The organism is Pedobacter antarcticus (genome assembly GCF_900103515.1).
GTDB classification, from domain to species: Bacteria; Bacteroidota; Bacteroidia; order Sphingobacteriales; family Sphingobacteriaceae; genus Pedobacter; species Pedobacter antarcticus.
Genome location: NZ_FNGZ01000002.1, coordinates 773,537 through 800,164 on the forward strand (window position 1 = coordinate 773,537; position 26,628 = coordinate 800,164).

Below are 26,628 nucleotides of genomic sequence, written 5' to 3' on the forward strand. Positions count from 1 at the left end.
ATCTTGCTTTATGAAGCAAATAACCTCCAAAAGGCGACCAAAGCCAAAACGAAAAAAGCCTGTTCTTGAGGCTAAAAAGCTAGAAAATTCATTAAACAGCGATAAAAATTTCGTAAATTTAATAGCAGATATCGTATTTGAAAACCTATTGAATAAGTATAGAAAATGAACGCTATTGGATACATAAGAATAAGTAAAAAAGACCAATCTACCCATTCGCTGGACTATCAGGAAAAAAGTATTCGTGATTATTGCGATCGTAATGATCTGGTGCTCGGCTCATTGTTTATTGATGATGGGGAGAGCAGTTTCACATTTGATAGGCCAGATTATAAGGCACTCGAAGATTTCATTAAAAAGAATAAGAAGTCTGTTAAATATCTTGTCATATTTGACCATGACCGTTTCAGCAGGAACCTACCCGAAGCATTGCAAAAGATCGAATTTTTAGAGAAAAAGCATGATCTGAAGGTAATAGCTGTGAGTGAGCCATTAGACATTGACACCAGCGATCCCTCTGTGTTTTTGCTCCGGGCCTTCAAATACCTGATAGCCAATCAGGAATTAATGACCATAAGGAAACGGGCGAAAGTAAGCGCAAGACATGCGCAGGAATCAGGCAGATACCTCAATAAAGCACCTTATGGCTATATTAATGGTAAACACACCGATGGTAAAATGATCTTGCAAATTGACGAATCGAAGGTATTTATTATAGAAAAAATCTACAGGGATTACCTGAACGGTATTCCTCATTTTATCATTCATAAGGAGGTTAAAAAGCTTGGTTTCCCGCATAACTCCGCCAGTGCAATATTTCGGGCGCTTAACAATCCTTTGTATTGCGGACTAGTAAGAGTTTGTGCCTATGGCAAACTTGCCGAAAAACTGGTGAAGGGTCAACACGAGGCAATCATACCGGAGTCACTTTATTATCGGGTTCAGGATAAGTTAAAAGGCAATAAAAGAGAAATGAAATCCAAGCCGAAAGAAGAGTTTCCATTAAAAGGGATTATTAAGAGCCCTTGTTGCGGCAGGAACTTAACTGCTGGATGGAGTACCGGAAAACTGAAGAAGTATATGTATTACCGCTGTTTGGATCACTCCAACATAAACATATCTGGGATAGAGTTGCACCAAAAATTTGAAGAGTTGTTGCGTCATTTAAGCTTTACCAGTGAATTTGTGGATGAAGTCGTGTTGTTGGTCTCGGGAAAAGTAAAAGAGATCCTCAAATCAAATGAAAATAGGTTAAAAGAGCTTAGACAACAATTGCAGGGGATAGAGGTAATGATCGCAACCGTTGATCAGAAGCTTTTCACTGATGTTATCAATGATGATACCTATAAGAGGAATATGCAAAAATTCAAAGGGGAAAAGGGTAAGTTGAACGATGAAATTGAAAATTTGAATAACCTGGCAGACAATATCCAGCAGGATTTATTGGTGTTGCCGTATATGTTGAACCTGCATCAGGTATATATCGATGCACCGCTTGGGCAAAAACATGCGATGATTAGAGAGGTGTTCAAAGAAGGTCTCACATATAAAAATGGGATGTTTAGAACACCTTCGGTTAATCCAGATTTAAAATGTAACTCACTGTTATTAAAGCAAATAGGGTTGCTCGATTTCGAGCAACCCTATGAGTTTGAGAAATCATTCTCCTTATGCGGAGAGTGGGGGATTCGAACCCGCGGACCTTTAACAGTCAACAGTTTTCAAGACTGCCGCAATCGACCACTCTGCCAACTCTCCGCGACAAAAGTACAAATAATGTTTATTTGTGCAAACACTAGAGTTAAACAATCGCTTAAATGCCTCATTATAAAGTCGTTTTTTTTCAAAAAGACATCAAGTAGGCCATTTAAACGGTGTTTTATTCCATTGCGGGCAGGCCGATAGCCTGCCATTCTTCCTTTGAAGGACCGTAAATACCAATAATAGGTAAGTCCAGCATGCGCATTATAATGGTCATCTGGCTGCGGTGGTGGGCTTCGTGTGCGATCAGCACATGCAGTACCTTTCCTTTTGGCCATTGTTCGCCATACATGTCGATACTATCTTCCAGGCTGGAGTCTGTCCACTTTAACCGTACTCTTTTCTTTAAAAGGCTGCTATGCTCTTCGTGCAGCTGAATAATCTCTTCCATAGTGGATGGGCTTGAAAGCTCTGCCATCGGATCAGAGTCGATTAATCCGGCATGCAGACCCATTTCTGTAATCGTTTGCGTAATGTGCCAGGCGAGCCTGTTTAAGCTGCGTATGTTTTCGTGGATCTTAATGTTTTTTTTGTCTTCCGTAATCAGGCTGAAAAGTTTGCGTGTCTGGGCGGTTTCTTCCTGATAGTTTTTTTCGAAGTCTGAAATGCTGCGGTACATAGGTGTGTTTAGATATTTGTTTTGCTCGATTAGTTTTGAATAGAGTGTATTCAGCTGTTGAAAATAAAAAAAATCCAGCTTTCAAGCCATATAAACAGGAATAAAAAAATATTTAAGATATTGTTTGTAACAAGTCTAAATAATCACAATATTTGCAGGACTAATACAAATCTACACATGCAAACACTTGTTGCCGCACCAAAAGTAAAATTAGCACCTGTATTTGAGACCAGTAATGGAAGTGTCTATCAGTCGGACAATGAGAATTGCTGGTATGTTGACTTTGCTGGTAAGTTTGCGCGTTTCGATTATCGTTGCATGATGAAATTGAAAAAAGCGGTGCTTGGTATAGATATAGAGGCTCTGTTGCTGGCTACAGACAAAGCTCCTGACGTAGAGATTGTATTTATCTGCGCTTGTGATCACTGTTATGTATTAACACTGCTTGAGATCATTTCATTCAAAGAATTACTTGAAGGAACTTTCGTGATGCTGGAGCTAAACAGGATCATTCATGATAGAGTATATCGTCTGTCTTTCTAACTACTTAGAATTAGAATCTTTCCATATTTCTCATTTATAAGGTAATATAGAATTATAGCACTATTTTTGATTCATCAAATAGACTACAATTTAATATTATTCATATGAAAGATATCACTCGTGTAAAGTGTATGCTGTCTACAGAAGTAGAAACACTTTTAAATCAACAAATAAAAAAAGAAGCACAATCATCATCTGCTTATCTTTCTATGGCTTCATGGTGTAACAGAAATGGTTTCGACTTTTCTGCTGACTATTTCTTTAAACAAGCAGAAGAAGAAAGAATGCACCAGTTAAAAATTTACAAATACGTATTGGATTTAGGCGGGACCGCGATCTCTCCTGAAGTAACTAACATCAAAATAGAATACAATTCATTCAAAGAAGTATTTGAAGAAGCCTTAGATCAGGAAATCAGCGTAACGCAATCATTGAAAAACATTGCGGCTTATTGCTATAAAGAACAAGATTTTGTAACTATTGAGTTCCTTAACTGGTTCTTTAAAGAACAACGTGAAGAGGAATATAAAGCAAGACGCGCACTCGAACTGTTTGAAGTTATCGGTGAAGAAGGAACCGGAAGATGGCAGATTGACAAACACGTTGGTGGTATTCAATATAACGAAGATCCGGCGTAATCGTCCACAAATGAAATACAAAGGCACCCAATCGGGTGCCTTTTTTTATGCCTGTAATTTATGTTTAATGGTTGAGGTCAGGTGCCTGCTTAGATTTATGATAACAGCGGCAACCTTATTTAAAGATAGATTATTGCTTTTCTGCATCTTTTGCAGCATTCGCCTCAGCCTTTGCTTTCTTCTTAAAGAAACCTCTCAGAAGGAAGTTATGCTGCAATGCTTCCATATTCTCGTCTAATTTTTTAGTGCTCGACTCTAGGTTGCTGACGGTAGATTTCAGGCGAGCGCCAGTCTCCTCATCATTTAACAATACACCGATTGCATTCTTATCAGAATTCAGTTTACTACTGGTTTTGTTCAGATTATTGGTCATTTCCGAAGCAGAGGCAGCAGTAAGCTGGAGACTTTTGACAGCACTTTTCAGATTACTGAATACAGTAGTGTCTGTTAGTAATTCCGTAGCAAGTGTACCTTTATTATTCAGTTTAGAAGTATATTGAGATATAGCTGATATTACTCTGGCAGTGGTAGCAGATGCATTTTCAAGGTTAACACTCATCTGACGAAGTCTGTCGGCCATTACCGAATCGGTAAGTAAAGTGCCTAAAGTACCTTTGCCTTTCAGCATACTGGAGCTAACAGATTTGAAGTCATTAGTAATAGCCAGTATGTTTTCATTGTTGGCTTGTAAAGTCTTCATTATATCTTCTGGCCCTAAAGCTTGCGCAATTTGCAGTTTATCACCATCTTCAACTTCCGGGGATTGGGTAGGCCCACCGAGTATTTCTATCATTTTGTTACCGATAAAACCTTCTGAGCCTAATTTCGCCAGTGAATTTTTGTGGATATATTTCTGTGCAGATTTCTCGATATGCATAGTCACCTCGACCTGTGAGGTACCATAGAAATTGATTTTGCTAACTGTACCTATCTTTACGCCCGAGAAAAAGACATTATTACCCGCCTGTATACCGTTCACATTGTCAAAAACGGCGAACAGGGTGATGCTGCTGACAAAACGTTTTTGTTTCCCACCTAAAGTAAGTACGCCCGCAATAAAGATGACGAGTCCTATAAAGATGAAAATTCCTACTATAATTGATCTCTTATTTTCTGTAGCGCTCATTTATTTTGTGAAATTATAATTATAAAAAGATTGTACCCTTTCGTCCGGACTTGCAAATACTTCATCGAACGTTCCCTGTATTGCAAACTGTCCATCAAGCAACATAGCAATTCTGTCGCCAGTTTGCTTGGCACAGGTTAAATCGTGGGTAATGATAATAGATGTGGTGTTATATTTTTCCTGAACTTCATTAATCAGGTTGTTAATTTCGATACAGGTAATAGGATCCAGTCCCGCTGTCGGCTCATCATAAAGCATGATTTCAGGCCTTAGAATTAGGGTTCTGGCGATACCAATACGTTTACGCTGGCCGCCCGAGAGTTCGGAAGGCATCTGTTCGATAGTCTGAGATAAACCCACTGCTTCTAAAACTCGTTCCACCTGGACATTGATTTCCTTGCGCCTTAAGTTTCTGGAGTTACGGACAAGCGGGAATTCAAGGTTCTTACGAACCGTCATACTGTCATATAATGCACTGTTTTGAAAAGAGAAGCCTACTTTAAGACGCAGCTCCATCAAATCCCGGGAGTTAAGAGTTTCTACTTCTCTTCCTAATACATTGACTTCTCCGGAATCCGGATAAAGCAGACCTGAAATAATTTTTATTAATACAGATTTACCCGTTCCTGAACGGCCAAGTACAACCAGGTTTTCCCCCTGGTAAACTTCCAGATCTACGCCGCGGAGAACGTGAAGGTCTCCAAATGATTTTTTAAGGTCTTTGATTGCAATGACTGCATTATTTCTGTCTATAGCTTTCTGTTGCATATTTGTCAAGGATTAACGGAAAGCATTTACAATCTGTACAATAATAATTTCTTCCACAAAAATAAGGAACATGGCCGCAACAACGGCAGAGTTTGCTGCCCGTCCGACACCTTCAGTACCTTTCGAAGAATTGTATCCATGATAACAACCAACTGCTCCAATTGTGAATCCGAAAACTGTCGATTTAAAAGTTGTCGAAAAAATATCAAGAAAGCTTAAAGAATCGAATACCTGGGAAAAGAACATTGCGAAACTAGTCTGTTCATTACTGTGTACGCTTAAGAATGCACCAAATAAAGCTACAAATGCGGTATACATTACAAGTACAGGAATCATAAAGGTAGTAGCTATTATTCTGCTTACAACTAGATATTTAAAAGGGTTTGTAGCTGAAACCTCCATGGCGTCAATCTGTTCAGTAACTTTCATTGAACCCAATTCTGCACCCATGTTAGATCCAACCTTTCCTGCTGCAATTAATGCAGTAACAAGCGGAGCTAATGCACGCACGATAGCTATTGAAATAAGGGAAGGCAACCAGGACGTCGCACCAAAATTTGCGAGCGAAGGACGGCTTTGATTCGTAAATACTATACCTGTAATAAATCCTGTAAGTGAGATCAGGGGCAGAGACTTATAGCCTACCTCATAACACTGGTGGATGATTTCTTTAAATTCGTAAGGCGGTACAAAAACTTCTCTGAAGAAGCGGAGAATGAACTGGTAAGCATGGTAAATACTGTAGAACATGCTATCCAGTCTTTTGGAGAATATGTATTTTGGCTTGGGACTTTCCGGATTATCTGTGTTAGGATCCATTCTTAAAATTTGATGCAAAAAGATGATGCTTCATCCTGCAAACCAGCAGGGATATGAATGCAAACAATCAGAAATGCATTATTGTTTGTGCTGACTTTAGCTACATTTTGGTCAAATGTAAGATAACAGCTATTATTCGTGAATAGCTTACATTAAAATGACAAAATAATGATGTGGAGCCATAATAACATAGTTTCTAAGCACAAAAATATTCAATTTATGCAATATTGTTTCATTTACAATCCCATAAAGCTTAGTTTTACCATATCGATACCCTAAATATATATGTAATGAATAGAATTTTAAAATCCGCTCTGTTCGGTTTATCTCTCTTAGTTTTTTCAAACACCACATTAAAAGCCCAGGAACATCCTCCTTTCTGGCAGGACATTCAGGCCATCAAACAATATGATCGCGTTTATGAACCACCGAAAAATCCTATCTTATTTGTCGGTAGTTCTTCCATTCGCTTGTGGGTAGATTTCACAAAAACATTTAAAGATTATACGGTGCTCAACCGGGGAATTGGAGGAGCAGTTACAGCTGATATTGACCGGTATCTGGAAGATATCGTATTTCCATATCAGCCCAAACAAATTGTACTTTATATCGGAGAAAACGATTTACTGGAAGCTAGTAATGCTGAGCAGGTATTTAAATCTATAAAAAAACTCTATACAGATATCAGGACCCGCCTGCCGGAAGTTCCGATAATTTATCTCGCTATCAAAGGTAGCCCTTCCAGATATAAAGAATTTAATAAGGCTATTGAAACTAACAGGTTGGTTAAGAATTATTTAATAGATAAAAATAATGCTATTTTTATAGATGTTTTTACGCCAATGCTAGATAAAAAAGGGGAAATGAACCCATCAATTTTCAAAGCAGATCAGCTTCATATGAATGCATCCGGATATGCCATCTGGAACAAATTATTGGTTCCGCATCTGCTTAAAGATTAAAGATAACCCTAAACTATAATAAACAGAATCATCAAATGAAGAAAACAGTACTCTTAGGTATTTTTCTGGCATTGGCATCTTTGTCCACACAGGCACAACAGCCAGCCAGATGGATACAGCAACCCGCAGTTTCACCCGATGGAAAATGGATTGCATTCAGTTATAAAGGCAATTTGTTTAAAGTTCCTTTCGCAGGTGGGCAGGCTTTGCCGCTAACAATCGCATCTGCGTATAGTGGTTATCCGGTATGGAGCCGTGATAGTCAGAAAATAGCATTTGCTTCAGACCGGTATGGTAACTTCGATGTTTATATTATGAGTGCCGCAGGCGGGTCGTCCACCAGACTTACTTATAATTCCAGTAAAGACATTCCTTATGACTTTTCAGGAAATAATGAGTCGGTAATTTTCGGAACCGACCGTTATGATACCTACACCTCTGCACGTTTCCCGAACAATGCAATGTTTATGAAACTATATGAAGTTCCGGCTCAGGGTGGGAGCAGCAGAATGATTAGCAGTGCGGGAATGGAATTTGCCCATTACAACCCACAGGGTGATCAGGTAATCTTTCAGGATAGAAAAGGTTATGAAGATCCCTGGAGAAAGCATCATACCTCAGCTGTGACACGTGATATATGGACTTATCAGATTAATAGTGGCACTTATACCAAGGTATCGGATTTTAAAGGAGAGGACCGTGAACCTGTATGGGGTGAGAATGGTGTGTTTTACTATCTGAGTGAGCGTAATGGTAATCAAAACCTATTTCGTTCTTCGTTAAAAAACCCGGTGGAAGTTACGCAGCTGACCAAATTTGAGCAGAATCCTGTTCGGAATTTGTCCAGAGCTGCTAACGGTTCATTAGTGTTTACCTATAATGGGGATGTTTATACCTTAAAAGAGGGCGCAGAGCCGGTTAAAGTAGACATAAACTTACAGGCGGACTTTTCTGCAGATCAGATTGCAACGCTGCCTGTAAAAGGCCAGGCAGCTGAAATGGCTGTTTCAAAAGATGGAAAGCAAGTTGCATTTGTTTACAGAGGTGATATTTTTGTAAGCTCAGCAGACGGTTCCACTACCAAAAGGATTACAAATACGCCTTATCAGGAAAGAATGGTCGATTTTAGCCCTGATGGTCGTAAATTACTGTTTTCCGCAGAGCATGAAGGCTCCTGGGATATTGACGAGGTAAGTATTGTAAATGCTTCTGAGCCTTATTTTTACGTGGCTACTGTTTTGGATGTGAAATCTGTCATTGCCGGACCTAAAGATGAGTTTCAGGGCGTTTATTCGCCGGATGGTAAAAAAATCGCTTATCTGGAAGAAAGGAATGTCCTTAAATCTTTTGATATCGCTGCAAAGACGACACGCACGTTATTGCCACAGGGGTTAAATTACTCTTATGCAGATGGTGACCAGTATTTTACCTGGTCTCCGGATAGTCAGTTTCTGCTGGCACAATCGACAGAAGGTGGCGGCTGGTTTCAAAATGAAGTGGTGCTGATTAAAGATGACGGCTCGGGTAAACGGGTAAATTTGACAGAAAGCGGTTTTAGTGATCAGACTCCTCAATGGGGACTAGATGGCAAGATGATGTACTGGATTACGGACAAAGACGGTATGAAGAACCTGAGCAGGGGTAGTCAGGCAGATATTTATGCGATGTTCTTTGATCAGGCTGCCTGGGATAGATTCCAGCTGAGTAAGGAAGATTTTGACCTTAAAAAGGACGCCGAGAAAAAAGATACAGCAGGTAAACAGATCGTGTTGACGGCTAAACAGAAAAAAGAAGCTGCAAGAACCGATAAACCAGTTAATTATGACCTGAAAAATCTGGACAACCGAACTAAACGCTTAACAAATGCTTCAACAACAATTACAGGTCTTAAGCTTTCTAAAGATGGCGAGAAACTGTACTATATGGCACGTTATGAAAAAGGTTTCGATCTTTGGGTAACGCAGACCAGGACCAATGAGAGTAAGGTACTGGCTAAGCTGGACGCACCTTATGCAAGTCTTGATATCAGCGATGATGGTAAATCTTTATTCGTGCTTGCCAATGGCAATATCAGCAAAATAAACGCAGAAGATGGAAAGGTTAATGTAGTGAAGATCAATTCACAGATGGAGCTGAACGCTGCTGCTGAACGGGCTTATATTCTGGAGCATGCCTGGAAGCAAGTGAAAAAGAAGTTCTATGATCCGAAACTACATGGTGTCGACTGGGATTATTATTATAATAATTACAAGCAATTTCTACCATATATCAACAATGAATACGATTTTCAGGTTCTTTTAAGTGAGTTTCTTGGTGAATTAAATGCCTCGCATACCGGTGGACGTTATAGCCCCTCGTTTCCAAACGGCGATGAAACTGCGGCTTTAGGTCTGATCTATGATCTGGGTCGTAAAGGTGACGGACTGCTTGTAAAGGAAATTATTCCGGGAGGTCCATTTGACAGGGCTGGTTCGCAGATGAAAAAAGATATGCTCATCGAGAAAATTGATGGCGTGCAGCTTAATCAGAAAAGTGATTGGGCAAAACTGTTGAATCAAAAAGCCGGTCAGCTGACAAGAATTACTTTCCGCCCGTTAAAAGGTGGTAGTCAGCTAGAAGAAAGTGTAAAGCCAATCAAGCCCTCAGTGGAAACCAGCGTCCTGCTTTATAAGAAATGGGTGAAGCTGATGGAACATTTGACTGACAGCCTTTCTGGTGGTAAAGTCGGCTATGTACATGTGAGAAGCATGGACGACCCTAGTTTTAGGGTTACTTTTGATAAAGTACTCGGTAAAAACAAAGATAAAGGTGCATTAATCGTCGATTCCCGCTTTAATGGCGGAGGTTGGTTGCATGATGATCTGGTTACTTTCCTGGGTGGTAAGCAATATTTCACCTTACGCCCTCAGGGACATATCACAACAGGTGGTGAGCCGTTAAACAAATGGTCAAAACCAAGTTGTGTGCTAATGAGCGAAGGTAATTATTCTGATGCGTTTATGTTCCCCTATGCCTATAAGGCACTGGGAATGGGTAAACTCATCGGTATGCCGGTAGCAGGAACAGGAACAGCCGTATGGTGGGAAACTCAGATCAATGACCGTTTAGTCTTCGGAATTCCGATGATCGGTACTTATGGTCCGAATGAAACACATGCGACCGAGAATCATCAGCTGGAACCAGATGTACTTATCGCCAATGAATACGAGAAAGTACTGGCAGGGCAGGATCAGCAGCTTGAAGCGGCTGTTAAGGAAATGCTAAAGACAATTCCTAAGTCCTAGTCCTTAAAACGAAGTCTTTATAAATTAAAGGGGCAGTCCAATCCGGACTGCCCCTTTTTTTATGCAATCATTTGCTAAACCTTAATTCCAAACCGGTCTGCAGCTTTCATAAACTGCTGACGGAGTTCGATACTCAGCTTATCTCGCTTGTAACCTTTGCTGATGTCTTCAAGTCCGTTTAATATGGCAAGTCCAAACCGGATTTCCTGTAAATACCTGCGTTGAAAATCAGGCGGCAGGGTATAGACATAGTTGAACTCCTGTTCCAGGAACCCTGCTGTTTGCCTGGCAAGTTGCTCCGCTTCCTGAGTTCTGTTTAAAGCATATAGATTTTGCACCGTGTACATCCGGTAAAGTGTATCACTGACATTGTAATTGCGCAGTGGTAACTGATCTAAACCTTTATTTAAGACTAACCCTGCTTCTTTACTTCTACCTTCCTTTATAAGGTTCGCAGTCAATGTGTTATTTAGTTCCCAGGTTGAATTCAGAATCCTTCTGGATTCAGGATCCAGATATGTCGATTTTTTAAAACCTGCAAAATCCAGTTTCTCCATCATATTTTTATAGAGAACAATAGTATTTGTTCTTTCTCTTTTACCCTGCAGTTCCTCTTTCTCATGCGAGATAGGCAGAAGGCGGTAGGCATAGCCTTCCAGATAAAGATAATCATCCATACCGGCATAGGAATCCTCAGATACCGAAGTCGCAAAATATATTGGTCTTTTCCAGTTGTTCTGAACCAGGATATCAAATAAGGCCAGATCACCTTTGCCAGCATAGTTTTTCTTGAAAGTCCATTCCATCGAAGATGCTGCTTTGTGTATCTCGTCTGCTGGTAAAGTTCCTGTTTGGACAAGCTCATTGGCATCTATTGTCATTTTTAGCTTTCTGGCTGGCAGAAAATTCATAAATGTACCGTCAGCCATTTCCACCTGATCACTCTTATTTTCAGATGTCATTACAGCTAACAGATCTTTTAGTTCCACACTGTCTTTGATCCCATAATCTACATAGGGTAGATAGTCCCGCACCCCGTCAACGTACTGTTCCTCTTTCATCTGCATAGGAATAGCAGGGCTTTCGTTTAACGGTTTCCTTAATTGGTTAATAAAAGACGGATCTTGTAAGAACTGTAAAGAAATAACTCTGATGTCAGTTCGGATACCCTCAACTTCCTGTGCATACCATAGTGGATAGGTATCGTTATCTGCGTTGGTAAACAATATAGCATCCTTTTCACAGGAATTCAGGTAGTTTCTTGCCCAGTCCAGTGCTGTAGTTTTAGCAGAACGGTCATGATCATTCCAGTTTTGGGTGGCCATTCTCAGGGGAACGGTAAGCATACAAAATGCCGTTACGAGCATCAAGCTCCATTTCGGATTCATCAGTTTGGAGAAATTGTCTTGCAGGAAGAATACGCCAAATCCAATAAAGATCGCGAATGCGTAGAAGGAGCCCGTATAGGCATAATCACGTTCTCTGACCTGAAGCGGATCCTGGTTGAGATACAGAATGATGGCGATACCGGTAAAAAAGAAAACGGTGCTCACCAATATCAGTGCAGACTTATCCTTTTTACTCAGCCATAATAGTCCGCAAATTCCTAAAATCAGCGGTATGCCGAAATAGACATTCCGACCTTCGTTAGCTTTCATACGATCCGGGAGATTTTCCTGACTGCCTAAACGTGGGCCGTCAATAAAATTCAGCCCAGACAGCCAATTCCCATTTTGAATCTCACCCTGTCCCTGTATGTCATTTTGCCTGCCGGAAAAATTCCATAGAAAATAACGCCAGTACATAAATCCGACCTGCCAGGAACTGAAGAATTTAAGATTAGACAACATATCAGGACCTTCATTTTCGCCAAGGTCCAGCCAGTCCCTGTAGTATTGCACGTGCCCCGGCTTCTGACTGTAGGTGCGTGGGAAAATTAAGTTCCTGTCGAATTTCTGCTGGTAACGGCTGCCGGAAACTTCATAGCTTGTTTTCCCCTTCCTGTAGGTGTCTTCTTTGGGGATATTAGCTGTGTTTTTTGCATCAAAAGTCTGTCCGTAGAGTAACGGGGTAGAGCCATAGCTGTTTCTGGACAGGTAGTCAAATAAAGAAAAAGGGTTATCCGGATTACTCAGGTTGATATTAGTTTTGGCGTCTGCACGAATAATAATCATCATATAAGAACTGAATCCAAACATCAGAAACACTGTGCTTAGTAGTGCCAGATTTAATCTTGGATAGTGTTTTTTGATGCTATATTTAACTCCTGAAAATAATAGTAATGCAATAGTAATCAGTGAAGTTAATGCGCCTGATCCGAATGGTAACTTTAATTCATTTACAAAGAACAGATCCGTATACGCAGCAAAACTAACCATGTATTGGATAACGATAAATTGTACTAAACCAACAATTGCACAGCCTGCAAGAAATGCTTTCAGCAAACCTTTAAAAGTAGTTTTTGAATAATGATGAAAGTACCAGGCCAGGGAGACTGCCGGAATGATGAGCAGGCTCAGAAGGTGGATACCTATAGAAAGTCCGATTATAAATGCGATGAATAAAAGCCAGCGGTTGTCTGCCGTACTTTCCCACCGAAATACTGCCCAAAAGGTGATTGCTGTAAATAAAGATGACAACGCGTAGACCTCAGATTCCACTGCCGAGAACCAGAAAGTGTCTGAAAATGTGTAAGCTAAGGCGCCAACAGTTCCTGCCGCAAGTATCGCCCAGGTATTTGACTGAAGATTTTTTCCGGATTTGACTTTAAGAGCCAGTGCGGTAATAGTCCAGAATAAAAACATAATTGTTGCTGCACTGGCCACTGCGGCACTCCAGTTTACCCAGTAGGCAATTCTTGAGGTTTCTCCCATGGCCAGTAGAGTGAACATTTTGCCAATCATTAGAAAAAGGGGGGCGCCGGGCTGGTGGCCAACCTGTAATTTATTAGCGGTTGCTATAAATTCTCCACAGTCCCAAAAGCTTACTGTTGGCTCCATGGTCAGCCAATAAGTAGTCAGGGCAATTAAAAAGACGCCCCACCCGAATAAGGTATTTAGTCTTTTATAACGAAGTACGACTTTAGGCTGATTAATTATGTCGCTGAAATCCTGTTTGATATGAGATTTGATTTTGTCGAGGTCGAAGGATTCGCCTTTCTCTTTTTCCAGTGCGGAGAGAATGTGGTCATATATCTCATCTTTTAACTGCCTGGTTAGCCCGAACTCATTCAGACAAGACCTGATCTGTTCCTGTTGCGGGATACTAGCTTTCATGTACGTTCAGGTTTGAGGTTTAAAAGAAGCTTTAAGTTCTCCATAAAACTGGTTGTTTCCTGAACCTTTATTTCAAGTGCTTCCAGTCCGGCAGATGTCAACGCATAATACTTTCTGATGCGGTTATCGACTTGTTCGGTGCTGGTTTCCAATAAACCTTCCGCCTCCATTTTATGAAGCGCGGGATACATAGCGCCTTCTGTCAGTTTGATTTCACCACTAGTGATGTCTTTTACCTTTTGGGTGATCTCATAACCGTACATCCGGTCATTCTCCTTAAGCAGGTTCAGAATAATAGTCTGAAGACTGCCCTTCAACAAATTATTTGGTATATGCATAAAACAAATATATATAATTTACCTATATACATAAGAAAATTATGCATACTGATTTATAGTATATTAGTCTACTTTCAACTTTTATTATGTATCATAATGGTCGTAATAATGGAAATAGTTCTCCATGTACGTATGAGCAGGTTGATCTCTTGTCCTGCAGCCGCCGGTGTATTTCTTTTTGGGTTTACCGAATTTAATTAGGAGGGCTTAAGTCAGGAGTAATGTTTTTAAAGCGATTATTGAATTGAAAATCAGTGTTTTGATAGTTTATTTTATTTTTTGGAAACCGTGACGGGTATATCCACCGTACATATGGCAAATATCAAAACTAAAATGAAAAAAATATTCTTATCCGCATTTGCAATAGCAGCTATCGCATTTGCTTCAACAACAGCAGTTAAAGCACAATCGAGCATGAAAATGTCTGCAGACACTAAAATGGTTGGTGGCGCTGAAATGTATCCTACCAAGGATATTATCGATAATGCTGTTAACTCTAAAGATCATACTACATTAGTTGCAGCTGTTAAAGCAGCGGGTTTAGTAGAAACCTTAAAAGGAACTGGTCCATTTACTGTATTTGCCCCGACTAATGCTGCGTTTGATAAACTACCTAAAGGAACTGTAGCCACCTTGCTTAAACCAGAGAATAAAGCTGCACTGACTAAAATTTTAACGTATCACGTTGTTTCCGGAAAAATGGATAGCAAAGCAATTGCTGCTGCAATTAAAGCCGGAAATGGTAAAGCTGAATTGACAACTGTTGAAGGCGGAAAGTTATGGGCCTGGATGGACGGTAAAAAATTGGTACTGAAAGATGCAAAAGGTGGAATGAGTACAGTAACTATTGCAGATGTAAACCAAAAAAATGGTGTCATTCATGTAGTAGATACCGTGCTGATGCCGAAATAACGACTTCAGATTTAAATACTTCAAAAAGACCGCTTCTGGACCGACGTTTCAGAAGCGTTCTTTTTTTGTGAATTGGCTAGAGGTTCGGAAGGAACCATTTACGATTGTAGCTCATTAAAATGAAAGCTTTTGGTATTTTTGTTCCGATGAATAGAGAACATAACTACAAACTGTCTTTAAAATGGGATGGAAACAAGGGGCAGGGCACTTCTGATTATAAAGCTTATGGGCGTGAGTATTCAGTAGGTATCGCAGAAAAGGAAACTCTTATTGGCTCTGCAGATCCAACATTCAGAGGAGATAAAACCAAATATAATCCCGAAGATATGCTGGTCACAGCACTAAGTGCCTGTCATCTCTTATCTTATTTGCATGTCTGCACAGTCGGGGGAGTAGTCGTAGTAGACTATGTTGACAACGCGACCGGCCTGATGGTAACCAAATCAGATGGGTCTGGTCATTTTGTTGAGGTTGTACTCAATCCTGTGGTGACGGTTGCCGACCCTTCCATGGTTGAAAGAGCAATGGAATTCCATAAAAAAGCCAGTGAATTATGTTTTATTGCGAACTCTGTAAATTTTCCGGTGAAACATGTACCGGTGGTTAATGTAAATGCTAAACCCGATATCTCACTTTAACCACTTTTTTCGAAGACAAGCTAATGTTACGCCAAGCTATTTCAGGAATTGAATTTAACAGGTTGAAAGATCACTTGACAATTGGATCCCAGGTCCCTCTTGTTGCGGGGTCTTCCATTTGAATGCCCCAGTCGTACATGGCTTTCAAAACAGGGATTAGTGTTTTACCAGACTCACTTAGTTCATATTCAACGCGTGGCGGTTTTTCCATGTAGCTGTAACGCAGGATCAAACCATCTTCTTCCAACTCTTTCAATTGTTGACTAAGTATCTTTCGGGATATATCAGGCATTTGTACTGCCAATTTTCCAAAACGCACTTTGCCTCCATTTAATAAACGGATCAGGATGATCGGCTTCCATTTTCCCCCTATATAACCTACAGTGCGTACTACAGCACAGTTTTCCGGATTTTGCAGCATTTTTCTCATTAGTTACTTATATGTTACCAGTTAATTGCCTTTAGTCACCACCAGGTAACTGCTAATATCAGGCAGAATAGTAATTACCTGCATTTGCTTTAGTTACTTTGCGAAACAAAAGTAAATTAATTTTTATAAAATGAGTAATCAAGAAAATCAGGACAGAGACCTGGAAGGAAAAATAGCACTAGTAACGGGCGGTACAAAAGGTATTGGAAAGGCTATCGCAAACAGGTTGGCAAGGGCAGGGGCTAAAGTGATCGTAACAGCGCGAAACAGTCCGGTAGAAGCAGATTCGGATCATCATTTCATCGCGGCAGACCTATCATTACCGGCAGATGTGATCAAAGTAGCCGGGCAGATTAATGAATTATTTGGTGGGGTAGATATCCTGGTGAATAATATGGGCGCGAATACTTATCCTGGCGGAGGGTTCGGTACGCTGACAGATGACGACTGGGACCAGGCATTGCAAGTAAACCTGCTGTCATCAGTGCGTTTGGACCGGGCGTTGTTGCCTAAAATGCTCCAGCAAAAAAGCGGCGTTATTATCCATATATCATCCACCAGCGGACAGTTTCCGATATGGGAGTCAACCATGGCTTACAGTTCCGCTAAAGCGGCATTAAATGCATATAGTAAAGCCTTAGCAGACGAAACAGGTCCTCAAGGGGTGAGGGTGCTAACAGTATCTCCAGGATTGACCAAAACTGAGGCTATGGAGGTGTTCTTAAAAGATTTAGCTGAAAAATCTGGTATCACGGTCGATGAAATGACACAAACGCTTTTTGAAAGAGTTGGCGGGGTGCCCTTAGGAAGAATGGCCGAGCCGGAAGAGACTGCGGAATTGGTTAATTTCCTGGTCTCGCCAAAAGCCTCTTACATTACAGGTGCAAATTATTTTATTGATGGAGGTAATTTCCCTGTAGTGAAGTAACGGTCGGATTAGCAAATGGCATCAATCAGGAAGAAAACAGCCAGTGCAGTTCTTCCTGATTGAATTGAACTATTTAGGTACGGATGCCTGAAAATTAAATATTTCCAAACCTATCTCTTCAACCTGCGGGTCAAACCTGTTAATTTTTATTTATACCAAAAAACTTTTTACTACAGTTGCCAAGGGGGTAGTTGGGTGTCCGATCAGTTGGGATAATGTTTTATTATCAGAAAAAAGAGCACCTTTTGCCGCTTTCGCATCACTATCTGCTAAAACTTGTGCGAATCCTTCTGGTAAGCCAATGTTTACTAGTGCAGCAGTAAAGTCCGCTTCGGACAAATTATGGTAAGGGATATCCTTGCCAGACTGACGGGAGATTTCAGCGGCAAATTCGGATAGGGTATAGGCCTCATCACCTGCTAATTCATAGATTTTGTTTTCATGCCCATCTGTAGTTAAGACCGCTGCGGCAGCTTCTGCATAATCTTCACGGGTAGCAGAGGAAATCTTTCCTTCACCGGCACTTCCGATAACTGCACCGGCTTGAACGGAACCCGGAATAGATGCGGCATAATTTTCTGTATACCAGCTATTACGTAAAATAGTGTACGTTATGCCAGATTCTTCCAATGCTTTTTCTGTAGCCACGTGCTCTGGTGCCAAAGCCATTTCAGAAGTGGCGGCGTGCAGTAAACTGGTATACACAATCCATTTTACACCTGATTCCTTAGCTGCCTTTATTACATTTTGATGTTGTGAAATACGTTGTCCGACTTCACTGCCTGAAATAAGCAAAAGGGCATCGATTCCTTTCAGCGCGTCGACTTGCCCATCTGATTTTGAATAATCAAAAGCCCTTGCCTCAACACCCAATTGTATCGCCTTTTCAGGGTTACGCACCAATGCTACCAGATTTTCGGGAGCTGTTTTTGTTTTCAATTTTGCGATAACCAATTGACCTAAATGTCCTGTCGCACCAGTGATTCCTATTTTCATTTTTTAAGATTTAATATTTTATATAATTGCCTTATTTTTTCCGGTGTCCAATATTGATTTATTGTATTGTTAGGAAAAGATGTACATTTGTTTCACAAAGTAACTAATAAAAGTTTTATTAAGTAACAATTAGTAAATAGAGAACGAAAAAAGTAGTAACCTTAAGGTAACAGAGTCTATGGCGATTGAAAACGTAAAATGCCCAATAACTTCTTTTTTAATGTTGGTGGGAGGAAAATGGAAACCTATCATACTATATTATTTAGCGTTGGGACCAAAAAGGTTTGGTGAAATTGATGTTCGGATCAACGGGCTTTCCAGAAAAGTACTTACAGAGCAATTAAAGGAACTGGAACGGGACGGGTTCGTTACCCGTAAGGCGTATCGCGAGTCTCCTCCTCGTGTTGAGTATGAGCTTACAGCTGAGGGTTCTAGTTTATCAAATGTATTTGATTCCATGGAAGCCTGGGTTAACCAGTATAAAGAAAAGATGTCCTAACAGGCTTTCCCGCCAGGGGGCTGATCATTCCTATTATAGAAACTAATGTGATGATCTTGCCAGAACACTGTTTTCTAAAATATTTTCAATTTACTGCCAATAAGTTTTAAATGTTCACGTAGCGATACCGTGTAAAAAGCCAAAGCTGTTTTAGAAGAAGAATAGGTAGCCTCGATCAAAGATGGGCATTGGATTAGGATCGACGTTTTCGGGGAGTCGCTAAACCAGAAAAGCCTGTTATCATACGATTTGCAGGCTTTTCTGGTTTTTGATACCCTTTGAGTGGACCGGACGGGACTTTATTAAAGTAGGCTAACAGCCTTTAATTGACGTTTTTTAAGCTTTTTCGATTTTGACTCATGAATTACTCAATAAAATCATAGTACATTATAGCTGCAATGCTATGAACTTAATATACGGATAATTTGCATATTATCATAGTTTAGATAGTGAAATCAGTGCAAAGACCACCAACGACTAGGGGCATATACGCATTTGACTAGGTAGCATCTTTTCCCCATTACTTTCATCCTTAAGTACAGATTCTTATTACTTGGCAATTTAAATTTGTACTGTTCATCAATCTCCCAATCAAATGTGGAATGTGAGCCAATTGAGAAGTTAATATGATCCTGTTCTCTTCCTGTACTTAAATACTTTCGTGACGAAAGTATCTTATATTTTGAATAAAAAAATTCAAAATTAGAGATCGCAATGCTTTTCTCTGACATGTTATATATAGTAATGACATCATGAGTACCATATTCAGCTGTAAAGAAATAAGATGTATCAATTCTTGCTCGTTTGAGATAAATTTCTCGAAGAGTTAATGCAGTAGATAAGATTGCTGCATACACTGCAATCCAAGTCTCATGATTGAGGGATTTAAAAAAAGAAAATATTATTTCCATAGATCAATTAATATATGTTGCAAATTTTTTTTGGCCGGAATAGAAGGCGTCAACTTTAGAAGCTATCTATTTAATGAAGAATCAATGGCAACTTGCCCGGCCAATTTTTCCAAAACGAAATCTAAACCTTCAGTTGTCAATTTACCTACCTGTGTAAATGGAGCCCAATCTTTTTTTTTCGCAAAAGATCTTTAGCCATAAAACTATTGTGATATGTAACATCCCAAGCATTCCCGCATGTCTTGTGGGTTTCAAAATAATTTTTTCCCATTTTTATGTTTCCGAATCGTGCAGCGTGCGTAAGCATAGCACCATGAAAAAAATCAGGATTGTTTATGTCTGCTAAAAAAATAATATAATGGGACCTAATGAATTTGTTCTTGTTTTTATTATTTGCGCCACTTATAATATCTCCTGGTGTCATTTCTGATAGTAAGTTATTCATACAATAATTGTTAAAATTTTTGATTATCAAATTTAATATGGGTGGTTATGGACAATATTTAGATATTTCATTTCTTAAGATAATTTTATATAAATATCGAATAATTCTATAATGCAAACCGCTGATTCCACAATAAGCATTCATTTTTTTATGTTAGCCATAGTGGTCAAATTGCTATCTGTAAACTTTCACCACTGGCTCGATAAATAGTTAAGGTTTTACCGCTACATTGATGCGCCAATAATCTGCACTGTCCTTTTCCACAATGCGTTACAACAGTATTACAAGAATATAGTCGGTAAAACTATAAACGGCAAAGTATATCCTAGTGTAATGACCGAAGCTAAGGGATTAAATATAGTATTGACGAAAGAGGCAGTTGACTCATTTCTTACACCTGATAAAATTGGGATGTATAGGTTCATTTTAGTTGACAATACTTATCTTGCTGAACCATTTGCGGACGCTGTTGATATTAAAGATGGAAAATTTATAATAACTGGCTTTGTAAGGATACCTGAAAATAAATTATATACTATTGAATGTGAATCAAATGATAATCAACCACTCAAACAATCTAAGTATTGAAATGAAATCGACGTTTTAATTCTTAAAAACTCATATACTGGCTATCCGAAATGTCTTTACTGACTGGCAGGATTCTATTTTCTATATTAGTATTATGAAAATTACAGATGGATTTATAGATTTTGTGAAAACAGGTTGTCACCAAGTGTTTAAAAGGAATGAAGGTGTCACATATAGGTTTTTACATCCAATAGTAACAAATAATAACACTGAACTATCACTTCAGTATGAAATTGATAGTGATGAAAATACTGGTGGTTTTCAAGTGATAGTAACACTTGATCCACCGAACCATGAAACAAGGCCAATACGTTTAAAAATATTTGCAGATCCTGATACAGAATTGAATCAAGCAACTACTGATTTGATTAAAGCTGATCTATTAATTGTTGAGTCACATTTAAACCCATAGCTATTATGCAAGGTATAAGTAATGCAGAAAGAATGCACGCAATCTCAACCCTAAGTGAAGTATTTGGATATAATAGCAGCATGATTTTTACATATATTGGTGATATTACAACAATGACTCCTGGATTAATTGTGGCGGAATATGAAGTAAAGTCTGGTGATTTAAAAGCGAAATTTAGTGTAAGGATTAATATCGACCGTTACCAAAATAAGGATATGATTGCATCCTTACCAGAATACTCAATGATGTTTAATGAATATCCTAAGTCATTAATCAACGATTCAAGTTTAAGAATTAAAATCATACAAGATGATATCAAAGAAGCAGCAGCAAAAACTAATAGAGACCATTAATGAGGCATTCAGAAAGATTAACCGTTGAAAAGGCTATAGACCTACTCATAGGTTTAAATAAAAACTACTCTTATATTAAGATAGGTAAAACTATAAGATCCAATGATGAAGTAATGCAACTAAACTATGATGTGAATTATGTTTATGATGTAAATATGATTTCCATTGATATCAAAAAAGAAACAGACATTAAGGACATAGAATATTATATATTAACAGCCATATCAACCAACATACCTCAGGATATTATGGAACAGATTGCTGTTGATATTAAACAGATTGAAGATAATCTAAACCGACGATGAAAAAAACATAAAACAGCAATGCCTAGATAAGATTACTTACCTAGCAAGTGCAACATGCTCTTTAAATAGATGTAGACCTGGAAAAATATGAAATATGCCTTTACTTTATCAATTTTCGTTTGATCTTAAAGCCGATACTGAAATAGTAAGCATAAATACAACAATATAATAATGGGAACAGGAAAAAGTTTAGAAGATCTATCACAGGAAGAAATAGTATTTTATCTTAATCAGAATAAACATAACGTCCAATATACATTCAATGGTCTTGGTGCTACCGATACGAAAACAGACACAACAGAACTACGTTTTACGGTACAACATGTCAATATAATTGACAGTATTGTAATATATTATAGTTTCCCAGATGAAGGTGGACGTCGGTTTAACGAGCGTGTATTTCACCTAAAATTGCAAGCACTTCCGACAAAACTAAACGATAGTATTAACAGATGGGTACAGGAAGATATTACTATGGCGGAACAGGAATTAATGACGCATTAGAGTTATGATATGAAAAGCCATATAAAGGCCATTTTAGGATTTAGTATAGTTGTTTCGTACTAGCTGTACATGCAACATATGTAGGTCACTATATTGGATTGAAAGAGAATATTAAATGGTTCTTTGCTGAATTGTGGTTCAATCATAGCGTTGCATTTTTTATGTGTTTATGGGGATATTTCCCATACTGCTATTTAAGAGATAAATGGATTGAAAAGAAGTTGGATGAAGCAAAGAAAAAAGCTGAGTAAAACTATGTGGTAATCAGTACAAAAATAAATAAGTAAAGGTGCTGGAAGATAAAATGATTGAATTATTGACGTACTTACATCACAGCTTATTAATAGATGGTGTTGCATGTTCTTACTTAGGTGAATCAGATTATTATCATGGTCATTTAAGTTTTAGGTATGAAATTACAGATACCAATCAGCAAGTTATAGTTGCAGTAGTTGATGATTTAAAATATAGTAAATCACTTAGGGGTATAAAATTGCTAGTAAAACATCTGGATGATATCACAGAGGGTAAAAATTATTATCAGACTATGATGGATATTAGGATTGTCCAACTTCAGAGGGAATTGAAAGAAGGGTATTATGAGAAATTTAATTAAACATAAACTCTAACACATATTGTTCTTAGAACTCAAAGCCAAATAAGGTTCCCGTTGCATCTTTGTCGTTAAGAGTCAATATAATTTCATTATCTGGAAAATACAGTAATTGATCATTTTCATCAATTGGTAAATCTGATTTGATGACGGAGATGATGTATTGGATATCAAATTTTGTTGTTAATTCGTGAATTAGTGACAATAGCCTGTGTTTGACTCCAGGATCTTGTTGGGAAAGAACATCATCGTGGTAAACAAATCTAAAATATGATTCATTATTATAACTAGCAAGAACTGCTAAGTCAAATGCTACGCATAATAATTTTTTGTAAGTGTTTCCTTCATCCTTCGCTGTTACACGTTTATCTCCCAACTTCTCATGAACCTTTGGTTGCGGGAAATCAACATTATCACTGGTATTTATATTCCATGAGATTCTAGCATCCTCATCCATTATTCTTTTATAGTAAGCTGCAAACTTAGCTCGTATGTCGGAATATTTCTTATTATCTTCGGTCGACTGGTATATCTTATTAAGTTTGTTTACAGTCTCTTGAATTTCTTCCAGTAGTTTCTTGCTTTCTTTCTCTTTGTTTAGAATAGTATCAATATGCTTTATTTTTTCTTTTAAGGCAAAAACTTGAGATTCAATTTTCACTAATTCCTTCTGATATTGTTTAAATCTTCTGAAGGTATCTGTATCTTGGATAAAGGATAATAAAGATTCTCTTTTTTCATTCAATAATTGAAGCTGACCATTGATTTCTGATAATTCTTTCTGTTTCTTTTTAATCGTGGTTTTTATCAGTTTATTTCTCTCGCTAGTTAGTTTTTTGTTAAATTCCATTAAGGAATTGTAATCATATTTGAGTTGTTCTGGAAAAAACAGGTTAGCTTCATTAAACACTTTCTGAACCTTGTCGATATTAAAAGCAAAGTTATTGGAGATTGACTTTTGCAATCTATCTAATTCGTAAGTAAGGCGATATACGGCACTATTGAAATCGCTTATTGAGTTTTCAATATCATCTATCCCCTTTTTTATTAATTCTTTGTCTTGTTCATAAAAGTTGAATTTATCTATATTGTCAGTAACCTCGGCCGAATGAGCTTCTACAAGCTGCATCTGAGCAACCAAATCATCTCTATCTTCTATTCTGATAGAGTATTCATTCTTTAAGGACTCAATAAATTTCGCGATTTCCTCCCTTTGTTCATCATTATCATATTTTTTGGCCAATAGTTCACCATCGAATCCTAAAAGATCGAAAATAAAAGGTTTCCAATATATGTGTTTACCATTAGAGAACTTATTAAGTTGGTAAACATCTTTATAGTCGTCAGGAGGTGTTCTTAAGCTATAACTAAGTGCTTTCCTAAAATCATAAGGCTTATTAAAAAAGAAATTAAAGTTTAAAAAATCAGCAATTAACATTTTCGCCTTATCTAGCGATACGTCTTCATAGTCCCATTTCGTAGGCTCAATAAATCCTTCAGTTTTCTGAACATTTACAACGAGACTGATTTTTGTATTATTATTGATTGCTCTCTTAATTGTCAAATATCTTCCATCATTAAGTTGTATCTCGAGATAAAAAACATACTCCTGAAATAAAGATACTCCCTCTTCATTTTTTAACTTAAACAAAAAACTCTTCTTTTGGTCAGCCGTTTTCAGTAACAAGAAATCGATCAATTCCGCAATCTTTGTTTTACCTAGATCATGAGAGTTCTTATGATCATCCAAATTAGTTTGAACGTCAGCATATATAACATTAATCCCACTAAGATTAAATGCTATATTTTTAAAAGTTTCATTATTGGCGTATAGCTTACTTAGTTTCATTGTAGCTGAATGTATCTGTTGATTCTTTGTAAGTTAACTTTCCCATAAGATACAAAAAATTTAAGGCATAAGGATAATTTTCTTTCGCATTTTCGCCCATGCCCTTAATTACTTTTTCGAGTAAACGATCATAGCTAATATTATATTGAGACTTCATCTGTCTTAATACGAATGCACTTATATTTATTACCGAAAAGTCGGGGTTAGTATGGCGATCTGGTTTTAACATTATTTAATTCCAATTAAACATTCCATGTAAATGTAATGCAAAAATGTCAAGACATGTCTTTTGCTCCCCTTTAAATCGATACTGCCATCACAAACCTTTTGGTAAATAAAAACAAAAATCTCTTCGAAGCTTCCAAAATTGTCTCTTTGCACAGTAATAATTTGATTTAATTCAGAGGCTATATCAAAATAATACTCCTTAAAAAGAGTGTTGTTTTCTGAATCAAGAAAATGCTGAATTTTATCAAAGTCCATTAATGAACTTGATAAAATTACATTTTCATAATACTCTTTTCCTAACTTGTTTTTTTTATTTTTCTCTTCCTTTTCCAAATGGTCGAAGTCGTACTTAACATTATCGACCTTAACTTTTAATTCTGTTTCAATAGTGAATAACTGAGATTTGAACATCAAAATTATCTCCTTAATTTCTTCATCTGAAAAATCAAAAGGAATATGATGCTTGCTAAGCCCAAATTGCCTAATTAACTCTTTACTTGTATTAATATAGTTATTATTTAAAGTTTCCTTACCAATAATTGCAACATTATTCAGCCCTGTTGCTGTTTGAATTTTTTTTAATAATTTCTCTCCTGAAATACCAGAGTACTTGCGATTAGTAAAGATTATATAGCAATCAATATCACCAGTAGCAATTAATTTTTTTATTTTAGGAACTTCTTCGTTTAGAATTAGTCTTTCAAAATCTGAGTCAGCACAGGAAGCTATTGGGTTTGCTGTATGTTTTGCCTGAATAATAAATTTACCATTCCAAGGATTCGTTTTTGAAGGATAATTTTCTGCGGTACCAACAAATTTTCCATCTCTACCTCCATCTTTACCAGGCGCAAATGAAACTACGCCCTTTCCAAGAATGTTAGTGCATATACAATTTATTAGTTCTTCGTATGTTGAACTATCAAGCAGTTCCAGTCTATAATCCATTGACCTTAATTATTAACAATTTGTAAAAAGAAAACACAATATACAATATCATTTTTCAAATCAACGTTCAAAAATAATGCTATTTCTCAATTCAGGTAGCTGCTTTCGACTCGATTCTATAAATGGCAAGGGGCTAATACTATTTTGTCAATTGAGACATACAGTTGAGAAGAGTAAAAACCATTAGCCATCAAAGAGTTATTACCTTTTTTTAAGTTTTTTTATTTTTCTCTTGCCAATATAGCTTCCTTCTCTACTTCTTTAGCAGCTGCCTCGGCTTGTGCTAGGGCAAGTTGCTGTGCTTCCAATTGCCTGGTCTTCTTTTCCATTCTTTCGGGGTTTGGGTAATATAAAGTGTCGGCCTGATATGCTAGGTTAGGGGCGATCTGTCGCACCATTCTAAACTTTATATCATTATCTTTCATCTTTACGTAATCGCTCCATAAGTTGAAGCAAATCCCTGTTGAAACTGCTGAGACTGTAAAAAGAACTAACCCACCAATAATAAAACCTTTGGTTTTGTCTTGGATCAAGTCAAAAACTTGTGGACTAAGGGTGTTTTTAAGCATACATTTGTGTTAGGCGAGACAAGAAAAACTCAGTTCTTCTTACTCCTCTAAACTGGCTTCTAAATGCCTTTATCTTTGCATTGAAAGACTCAGCTGAAGCATTCGTGGAACGACTATCAAAGTAGTTTAGGATGGTTTCATAATGGTGCTGAATGGATCTTGAAATCGTATTGAACGACTTAAAGCCTGATTGCCTTACCGCCTCATGCCATTTGGCAAGTCTTGCCAGACCATAAAGTTTGTCGGTGGTTTTCTCGAAGATGTTACTCAGGTTTAGGCTTAAGTTGTAAGCTTGCTTAAGTTTAGGATATCTTTCAAATAATAGATCAGCTCGCTCTTTCTGGCTCTCAGACCAGGCATCAGGCCTTCT

At 38.0% G+C, this 26,628-nt stretch carries 29 protein-coding genes, 1 tRNA gene and 1 pseudogene; 15 read left to right on the plus strand and 16 right to left on the minus strand.

Going from position 1 to position 26,628, the window contains the following annotated elements; all coding sequences use genetic code 11:
* Positions 1 to 165: 165 nt before the first annotated feature.
* Positions 166 to 951: pseudogene (locus tag BLR53_RS20305) on the plus strand (recombinase family protein); the annotation flags it as partial.
* Between the two features lie 722 nt (positions 952 to 1,673).
* Here BLR53_RS20305 and BLR53_RS06970 read toward each other — a convergent pair.
* Together BLR53_RS06970 and BLR53_RS06975 are read right to left on the minus strand one after the other, a co-directional pair.
* Positions 1,674 to 1,758, minus strand: a tRNA-Ser gene (locus BLR53_RS06970).
* Positions 1,759 to 1,879: 121 nt separating this feature from the next.
* Positions 1,880 to 2,380 (minus strand): DinB family protein, encoded by a 501-nt coding sequence (locus BLR53_RS06975; RefSeq protein ID WP_074588365.1) that lies wholly within the window; start codon positions 2,378 to 2,380, stop codon positions 1,880 to 1,882.
* A gap of 177 nt (positions 2,381 to 2,557) precedes the next feature.
* On the opposite strand from BLR53_RS06975, the gene BLR53_RS06980 reads away from it, so the two are divergent.
* Positions 2,558 to 2,923: a hypothetical protein gene (locus tag BLR53_RS06980; RefSeq protein WP_037444348.1), complete on the plus strand. Its 366-nt coding sequence runs from the start codon at positions 2,558 to 2,560 to the stop codon at positions 2,921 to 2,923.
* A gap of 104 nt (positions 2,924 to 3,027) precedes the next feature.
* A complete protein-coding gene (locus tag BLR53_RS06985; protein ID WP_037444346.1) occupies positions 3,028 to 3,561 on the plus strand; it encodes a ferritin in 534 nt (177 codons plus the stop codon).
* Positions 3,562 to 3,691: 130 nt separating this feature from the next.
* Here the strand turns inward: BLR53_RS06985 and BLR53_RS06990 are convergent, their stop codons facing one another.
* From BLR53_RS06990 to BLR53_RS07000, 3 genes are read right to left on the minus strand one after another with little or no spacing between them, the layout of a single operon-like run.
* Positions 3,692 to 4,687 carry an MlaD family protein gene (locus tag BLR53_RS06990; protein WP_074588369.1) on the minus strand — a complete coding sequence of 332 codons (996 nt, stop codon included), beginning with the start codon at positions 4,685 to 4,687 and terminating at the stop codon, positions 3,692 to 3,694.
* The gene (locus BLR53_RS06995) at positions 4,688 to 5,455 is read right to left on the minus strand and encodes an ABC transporter ATP-binding protein (protein WP_037444342.1); all 768 of its coding nucleotides are present in this window, start codon (positions 5,453 to 5,455) and stop codon (positions 4,688 to 4,690) included.
* A 12-nt stretch (positions 5,456 to 5,467) separates the two neighbouring features.
* Positions 5,468 to 6,274, minus strand: a complete 807-nt coding sequence (locus BLR53_RS07000; RefSeq protein WP_074588372.1) for an MlaE family ABC transporter permease — start codon at positions 6,272 to 6,274, stop codon at positions 5,468 to 5,470.
* A gap of 290 nt (positions 6,275 to 6,564) precedes the next feature.
* On the opposite strand from BLR53_RS07000, the gene BLR53_RS07005 reads away from it, so the two are divergent.
* On the plus strand, positions 6,565 to 7,236 hold the full coding sequence (locus tag BLR53_RS07005) for a GDSL-type esterase/lipase family protein (protein WP_074588375.1): 672 nt from the start codon (positions 6,565 to 6,567) through the stop codon (positions 7,234 to 7,236).
* A 35-nt stretch (positions 7,237 to 7,271) separates the two neighbouring features.
* Positions 7,272 to 10,520: a S41 family peptidase gene (locus BLR53_RS07010; RefSeq protein ID WP_074588377.1), complete on the plus strand. Its 3,249-nt coding sequence runs from the start codon at positions 7,272 to 7,274 to the stop codon at positions 10,518 to 10,520.
* Positions 10,521 to 10,594: 74 nt separating this feature from the next.
* Here the strand turns inward: BLR53_RS07010 and BLR53_RS07015 are convergent, their stop codons facing one another.
* Together BLR53_RS07015 and BLR53_RS07020 are read right to left on the minus strand one after the other, a co-directional pair.
* Positions 10,595 to 13,795 carry a glycosyltransferase family 117 protein gene (locus BLR53_RS07015; protein WP_083332030.1) on the minus strand — a complete coding sequence of 1,067 codons (3,201 nt, stop codon included), beginning with the start codon at positions 13,793 to 13,795 and terminating at the stop codon, positions 10,595 to 10,597.
* A complete protein-coding gene (locus BLR53_RS07020; RefSeq protein WP_037444334.1) occupies positions 13,792 to 14,133 on the minus strand; it encodes a PadR family transcriptional regulator in 342 nt (113 codons plus the stop codon). The genes BLR53_RS07015 and BLR53_RS07020 overlap by 4 nt, the downstream gene beginning before the upstream one ends.
* 333 nt (positions 14,134 to 14,466) lie before the next feature.
* Between BLR53_RS07020 and BLR53_RS07025 the strand changes: the two genes are divergently transcribed.
* Both BLR53_RS07025 and BLR53_RS07030 read left to right on the plus strand, forming a co-directional pair.
* Positions 14,467 to 15,045 (plus strand): fasciclin domain-containing protein, encoded by a 579-nt coding sequence (locus BLR53_RS07025; RefSeq protein ID WP_037444517.1) that lies wholly within the window; start codon positions 14,467 to 14,469, stop codon positions 15,043 to 15,045.
* A 146-nt stretch (positions 15,046 to 15,191) separates the two neighbouring features.
* Positions 15,192 to 15,683 (plus strand): OsmC family protein, encoded by a 492-nt coding sequence (locus tag BLR53_RS07030; protein ID WP_074588580.1) that lies wholly within the window; start codon positions 15,192 to 15,194, stop codon positions 15,681 to 15,683.
* Between the two features lie 70 nt (positions 15,684 to 15,753).
* Here the strand turns inward: BLR53_RS07030 and BLR53_RS07035 are convergent, their stop codons facing one another.
* Positions 15,754 to 16,113, minus strand: a complete 360-nt coding sequence (locus BLR53_RS07035; RefSeq protein ID WP_037444323.1) for a winged helix-turn-helix transcriptional regulator — start codon at positions 16,111 to 16,113, stop codon at positions 15,754 to 15,756.
* 130 nt (positions 16,114 to 16,243) lie between these two features.
* Here BLR53_RS07035 and BLR53_RS07040 point away from each other — a divergent pair, with 130 nt between their 5' ends.
* Positions 16,244 to 17,041, plus strand: a complete 798-nt coding sequence (locus BLR53_RS07040; protein WP_074588379.1) for an SDR family oxidoreductase — start codon at positions 16,244 to 16,246, stop codon at positions 17,039 to 17,041.
* A gap of 150 nt (positions 17,042 to 17,191) precedes the next feature.
* Here BLR53_RS07040 and BLR53_RS07045 read toward each other — a convergent pair whose 3' ends face one another.
* Positions 17,192 to 18,037, minus strand: a complete 846-nt coding sequence (locus tag BLR53_RS07045) for an SDR family oxidoreductase (protein ID WP_037444318.1) — start codon at positions 18,035 to 18,037, stop codon at positions 17,192 to 17,194.
* A gap of 220 nt (positions 18,038 to 18,257) precedes the next feature.
* Here BLR53_RS07045 and BLR53_RS07050 point away from each other — a divergent pair, with 220 nt between their 5' ends.
* Positions 18,258 to 18,536, plus strand: a complete 279-nt coding sequence (locus BLR53_RS07050; RefSeq protein ID WP_262496582.1) for a winged helix-turn-helix transcriptional regulator — start codon at positions 18,258 to 18,260, stop codon at positions 18,534 to 18,536.
* Between the two features lie 455 nt (positions 18,537 to 18,991).
* On the opposite strand, the gene BLR53_RS07055 is transcribed toward BLR53_RS07050, so the two are convergent.
* Together BLR53_RS07055 and BLR53_RS07060 are read right to left on the minus strand one after the other, a co-directional pair.
* Positions 18,992 to 19,447, minus strand: a complete 456-nt coding sequence (locus tag BLR53_RS07055) for a hypothetical protein (RefSeq protein WP_074588381.1) — start codon at positions 19,445 to 19,447, stop codon at positions 18,992 to 18,994.
* 145 nt (positions 19,448 to 19,592) lie between these two features.
* Positions 19,593 to 19,892 (minus strand): hypothetical protein, encoded by a 300-nt coding sequence (locus BLR53_RS07060; RefSeq protein WP_074588383.1) that lies wholly within the window; start codon positions 19,890 to 19,892, stop codon positions 19,593 to 19,595.
* A 333-nt stretch (positions 19,893 to 20,225) separates the two neighbouring features.
* Between BLR53_RS07060 and BLR53_RS07065 the strand changes: the two genes are divergently transcribed.
* The 6 genes from BLR53_RS07065 (at position 20,226) to BLR53_RS07090 (ending at position 22,670) form a co-directional block, all read left to right on the plus strand.
* Positions 20,226 to 20,480: a hypothetical protein gene (locus BLR53_RS07065; protein WP_074588387.1), complete on the plus strand. Its 255-nt coding sequence runs from the start codon at positions 20,226 to 20,228 to the stop codon at positions 20,478 to 20,480.
* A gap of 94 nt (positions 20,481 to 20,574) precedes the next feature.
* Positions 20,575 to 20,892, plus strand: coding sequence for a hypothetical protein (locus BLR53_RS07070; RefSeq protein WP_074588391.1), 318 nt, complete (start codon positions 20,575 to 20,577; stop codon positions 20,890 to 20,892).
* A 5-nt stretch (positions 20,893 to 20,897) separates the two neighbouring features.
* Positions 20,898 to 21,245, plus strand: coding sequence for a hypothetical protein (locus BLR53_RS07075; protein ID WP_074588392.1), 348 nt, complete (start codon positions 20,898 to 20,900; stop codon positions 21,243 to 21,245).
* The gene (locus tag BLR53_RS07080) at positions 21,245 to 21,550 is read left to right on the plus strand and encodes a hypothetical protein (RefSeq protein WP_074588394.1); all 306 of its coding nucleotides are present in this window, start codon (positions 21,245 to 21,247) and stop codon (positions 21,548 to 21,550) included. Before BLR53_RS07075 ends, BLR53_RS07080 begins: the two co-directional genes overlap by 1 nt.
* Before the next feature lie 171 nt (positions 21,551 to 21,721).
* Complete coding sequence (locus tag BLR53_RS07085) at positions 21,722 to 22,054, plus strand: hypothetical protein (protein WP_074588397.1); 333 nt, start codon at positions 21,722 to 21,724, stop codon at positions 22,052 to 22,054.
* Positions 22,055 to 22,343: 289 nt separating this feature from the next.
* Positions 22,344 to 22,670: a hypothetical protein gene (locus tag BLR53_RS07090; protein WP_074588400.1), complete on the plus strand. Its 327-nt coding sequence runs from the start codon at positions 22,344 to 22,346 to the stop codon at positions 22,668 to 22,670.
* Positions 22,671 to 22,695: 25 nt separating this feature from the next.
* Here BLR53_RS07090 and BLR53_RS07095 read toward each other — a convergent pair whose 3' ends face one another.
* The 5 genes from BLR53_RS07095 to BLR53_RS07115 form a co-directional block, all read right to left on the minus strand.
* Complete coding sequence (locus BLR53_RS07095; RefSeq protein WP_074588403.1) at positions 22,696 to 24,516, minus strand: DUF2326 domain-containing protein; 1,821 nt, start codon at positions 24,514 to 24,516, stop codon at positions 22,696 to 22,698.
* Entirely contained in the window at positions 24,503 to 24,745 is a 243-nt protein-coding gene (locus BLR53_RS07100) for an ABC-three component system middle component 8 (protein WP_074588408.1), read from the minus strand. The genes BLR53_RS07095 and BLR53_RS07100 overlap by 14 nt, the downstream gene beginning before the upstream one ends.
* Positions 24,745 to 25,689 carry an ABC-three component system protein gene (locus BLR53_RS07105; protein ID WP_074588414.1) on the minus strand — a complete coding sequence of 315 codons (945 nt, stop codon included), beginning with the start codon at positions 25,687 to 25,689 and terminating at the stop codon, positions 24,745 to 24,747. The genes BLR53_RS07100 and BLR53_RS07105 overlap by 1 nt, the downstream gene beginning before the upstream one ends.
* A gap of 221 nt (positions 25,690 to 25,910) precedes the next feature.
* Positions 25,911 to 26,258: a hypothetical protein gene (locus BLR53_RS07110; RefSeq protein ID WP_074588419.1), complete on the minus strand. Its 348-nt coding sequence runs from the start codon at positions 26,256 to 26,258 to the stop codon at positions 25,911 to 25,913.
* A partial coding sequence (locus BLR53_RS07115) for a transposase (RefSeq protein WP_143007841.1) occupies positions 26,251 to 26,628 on the minus strand: 378 nt, incomplete at its 5' end. The genes BLR53_RS07110 and BLR53_RS07115, both read right to left, overlap by 8 nt.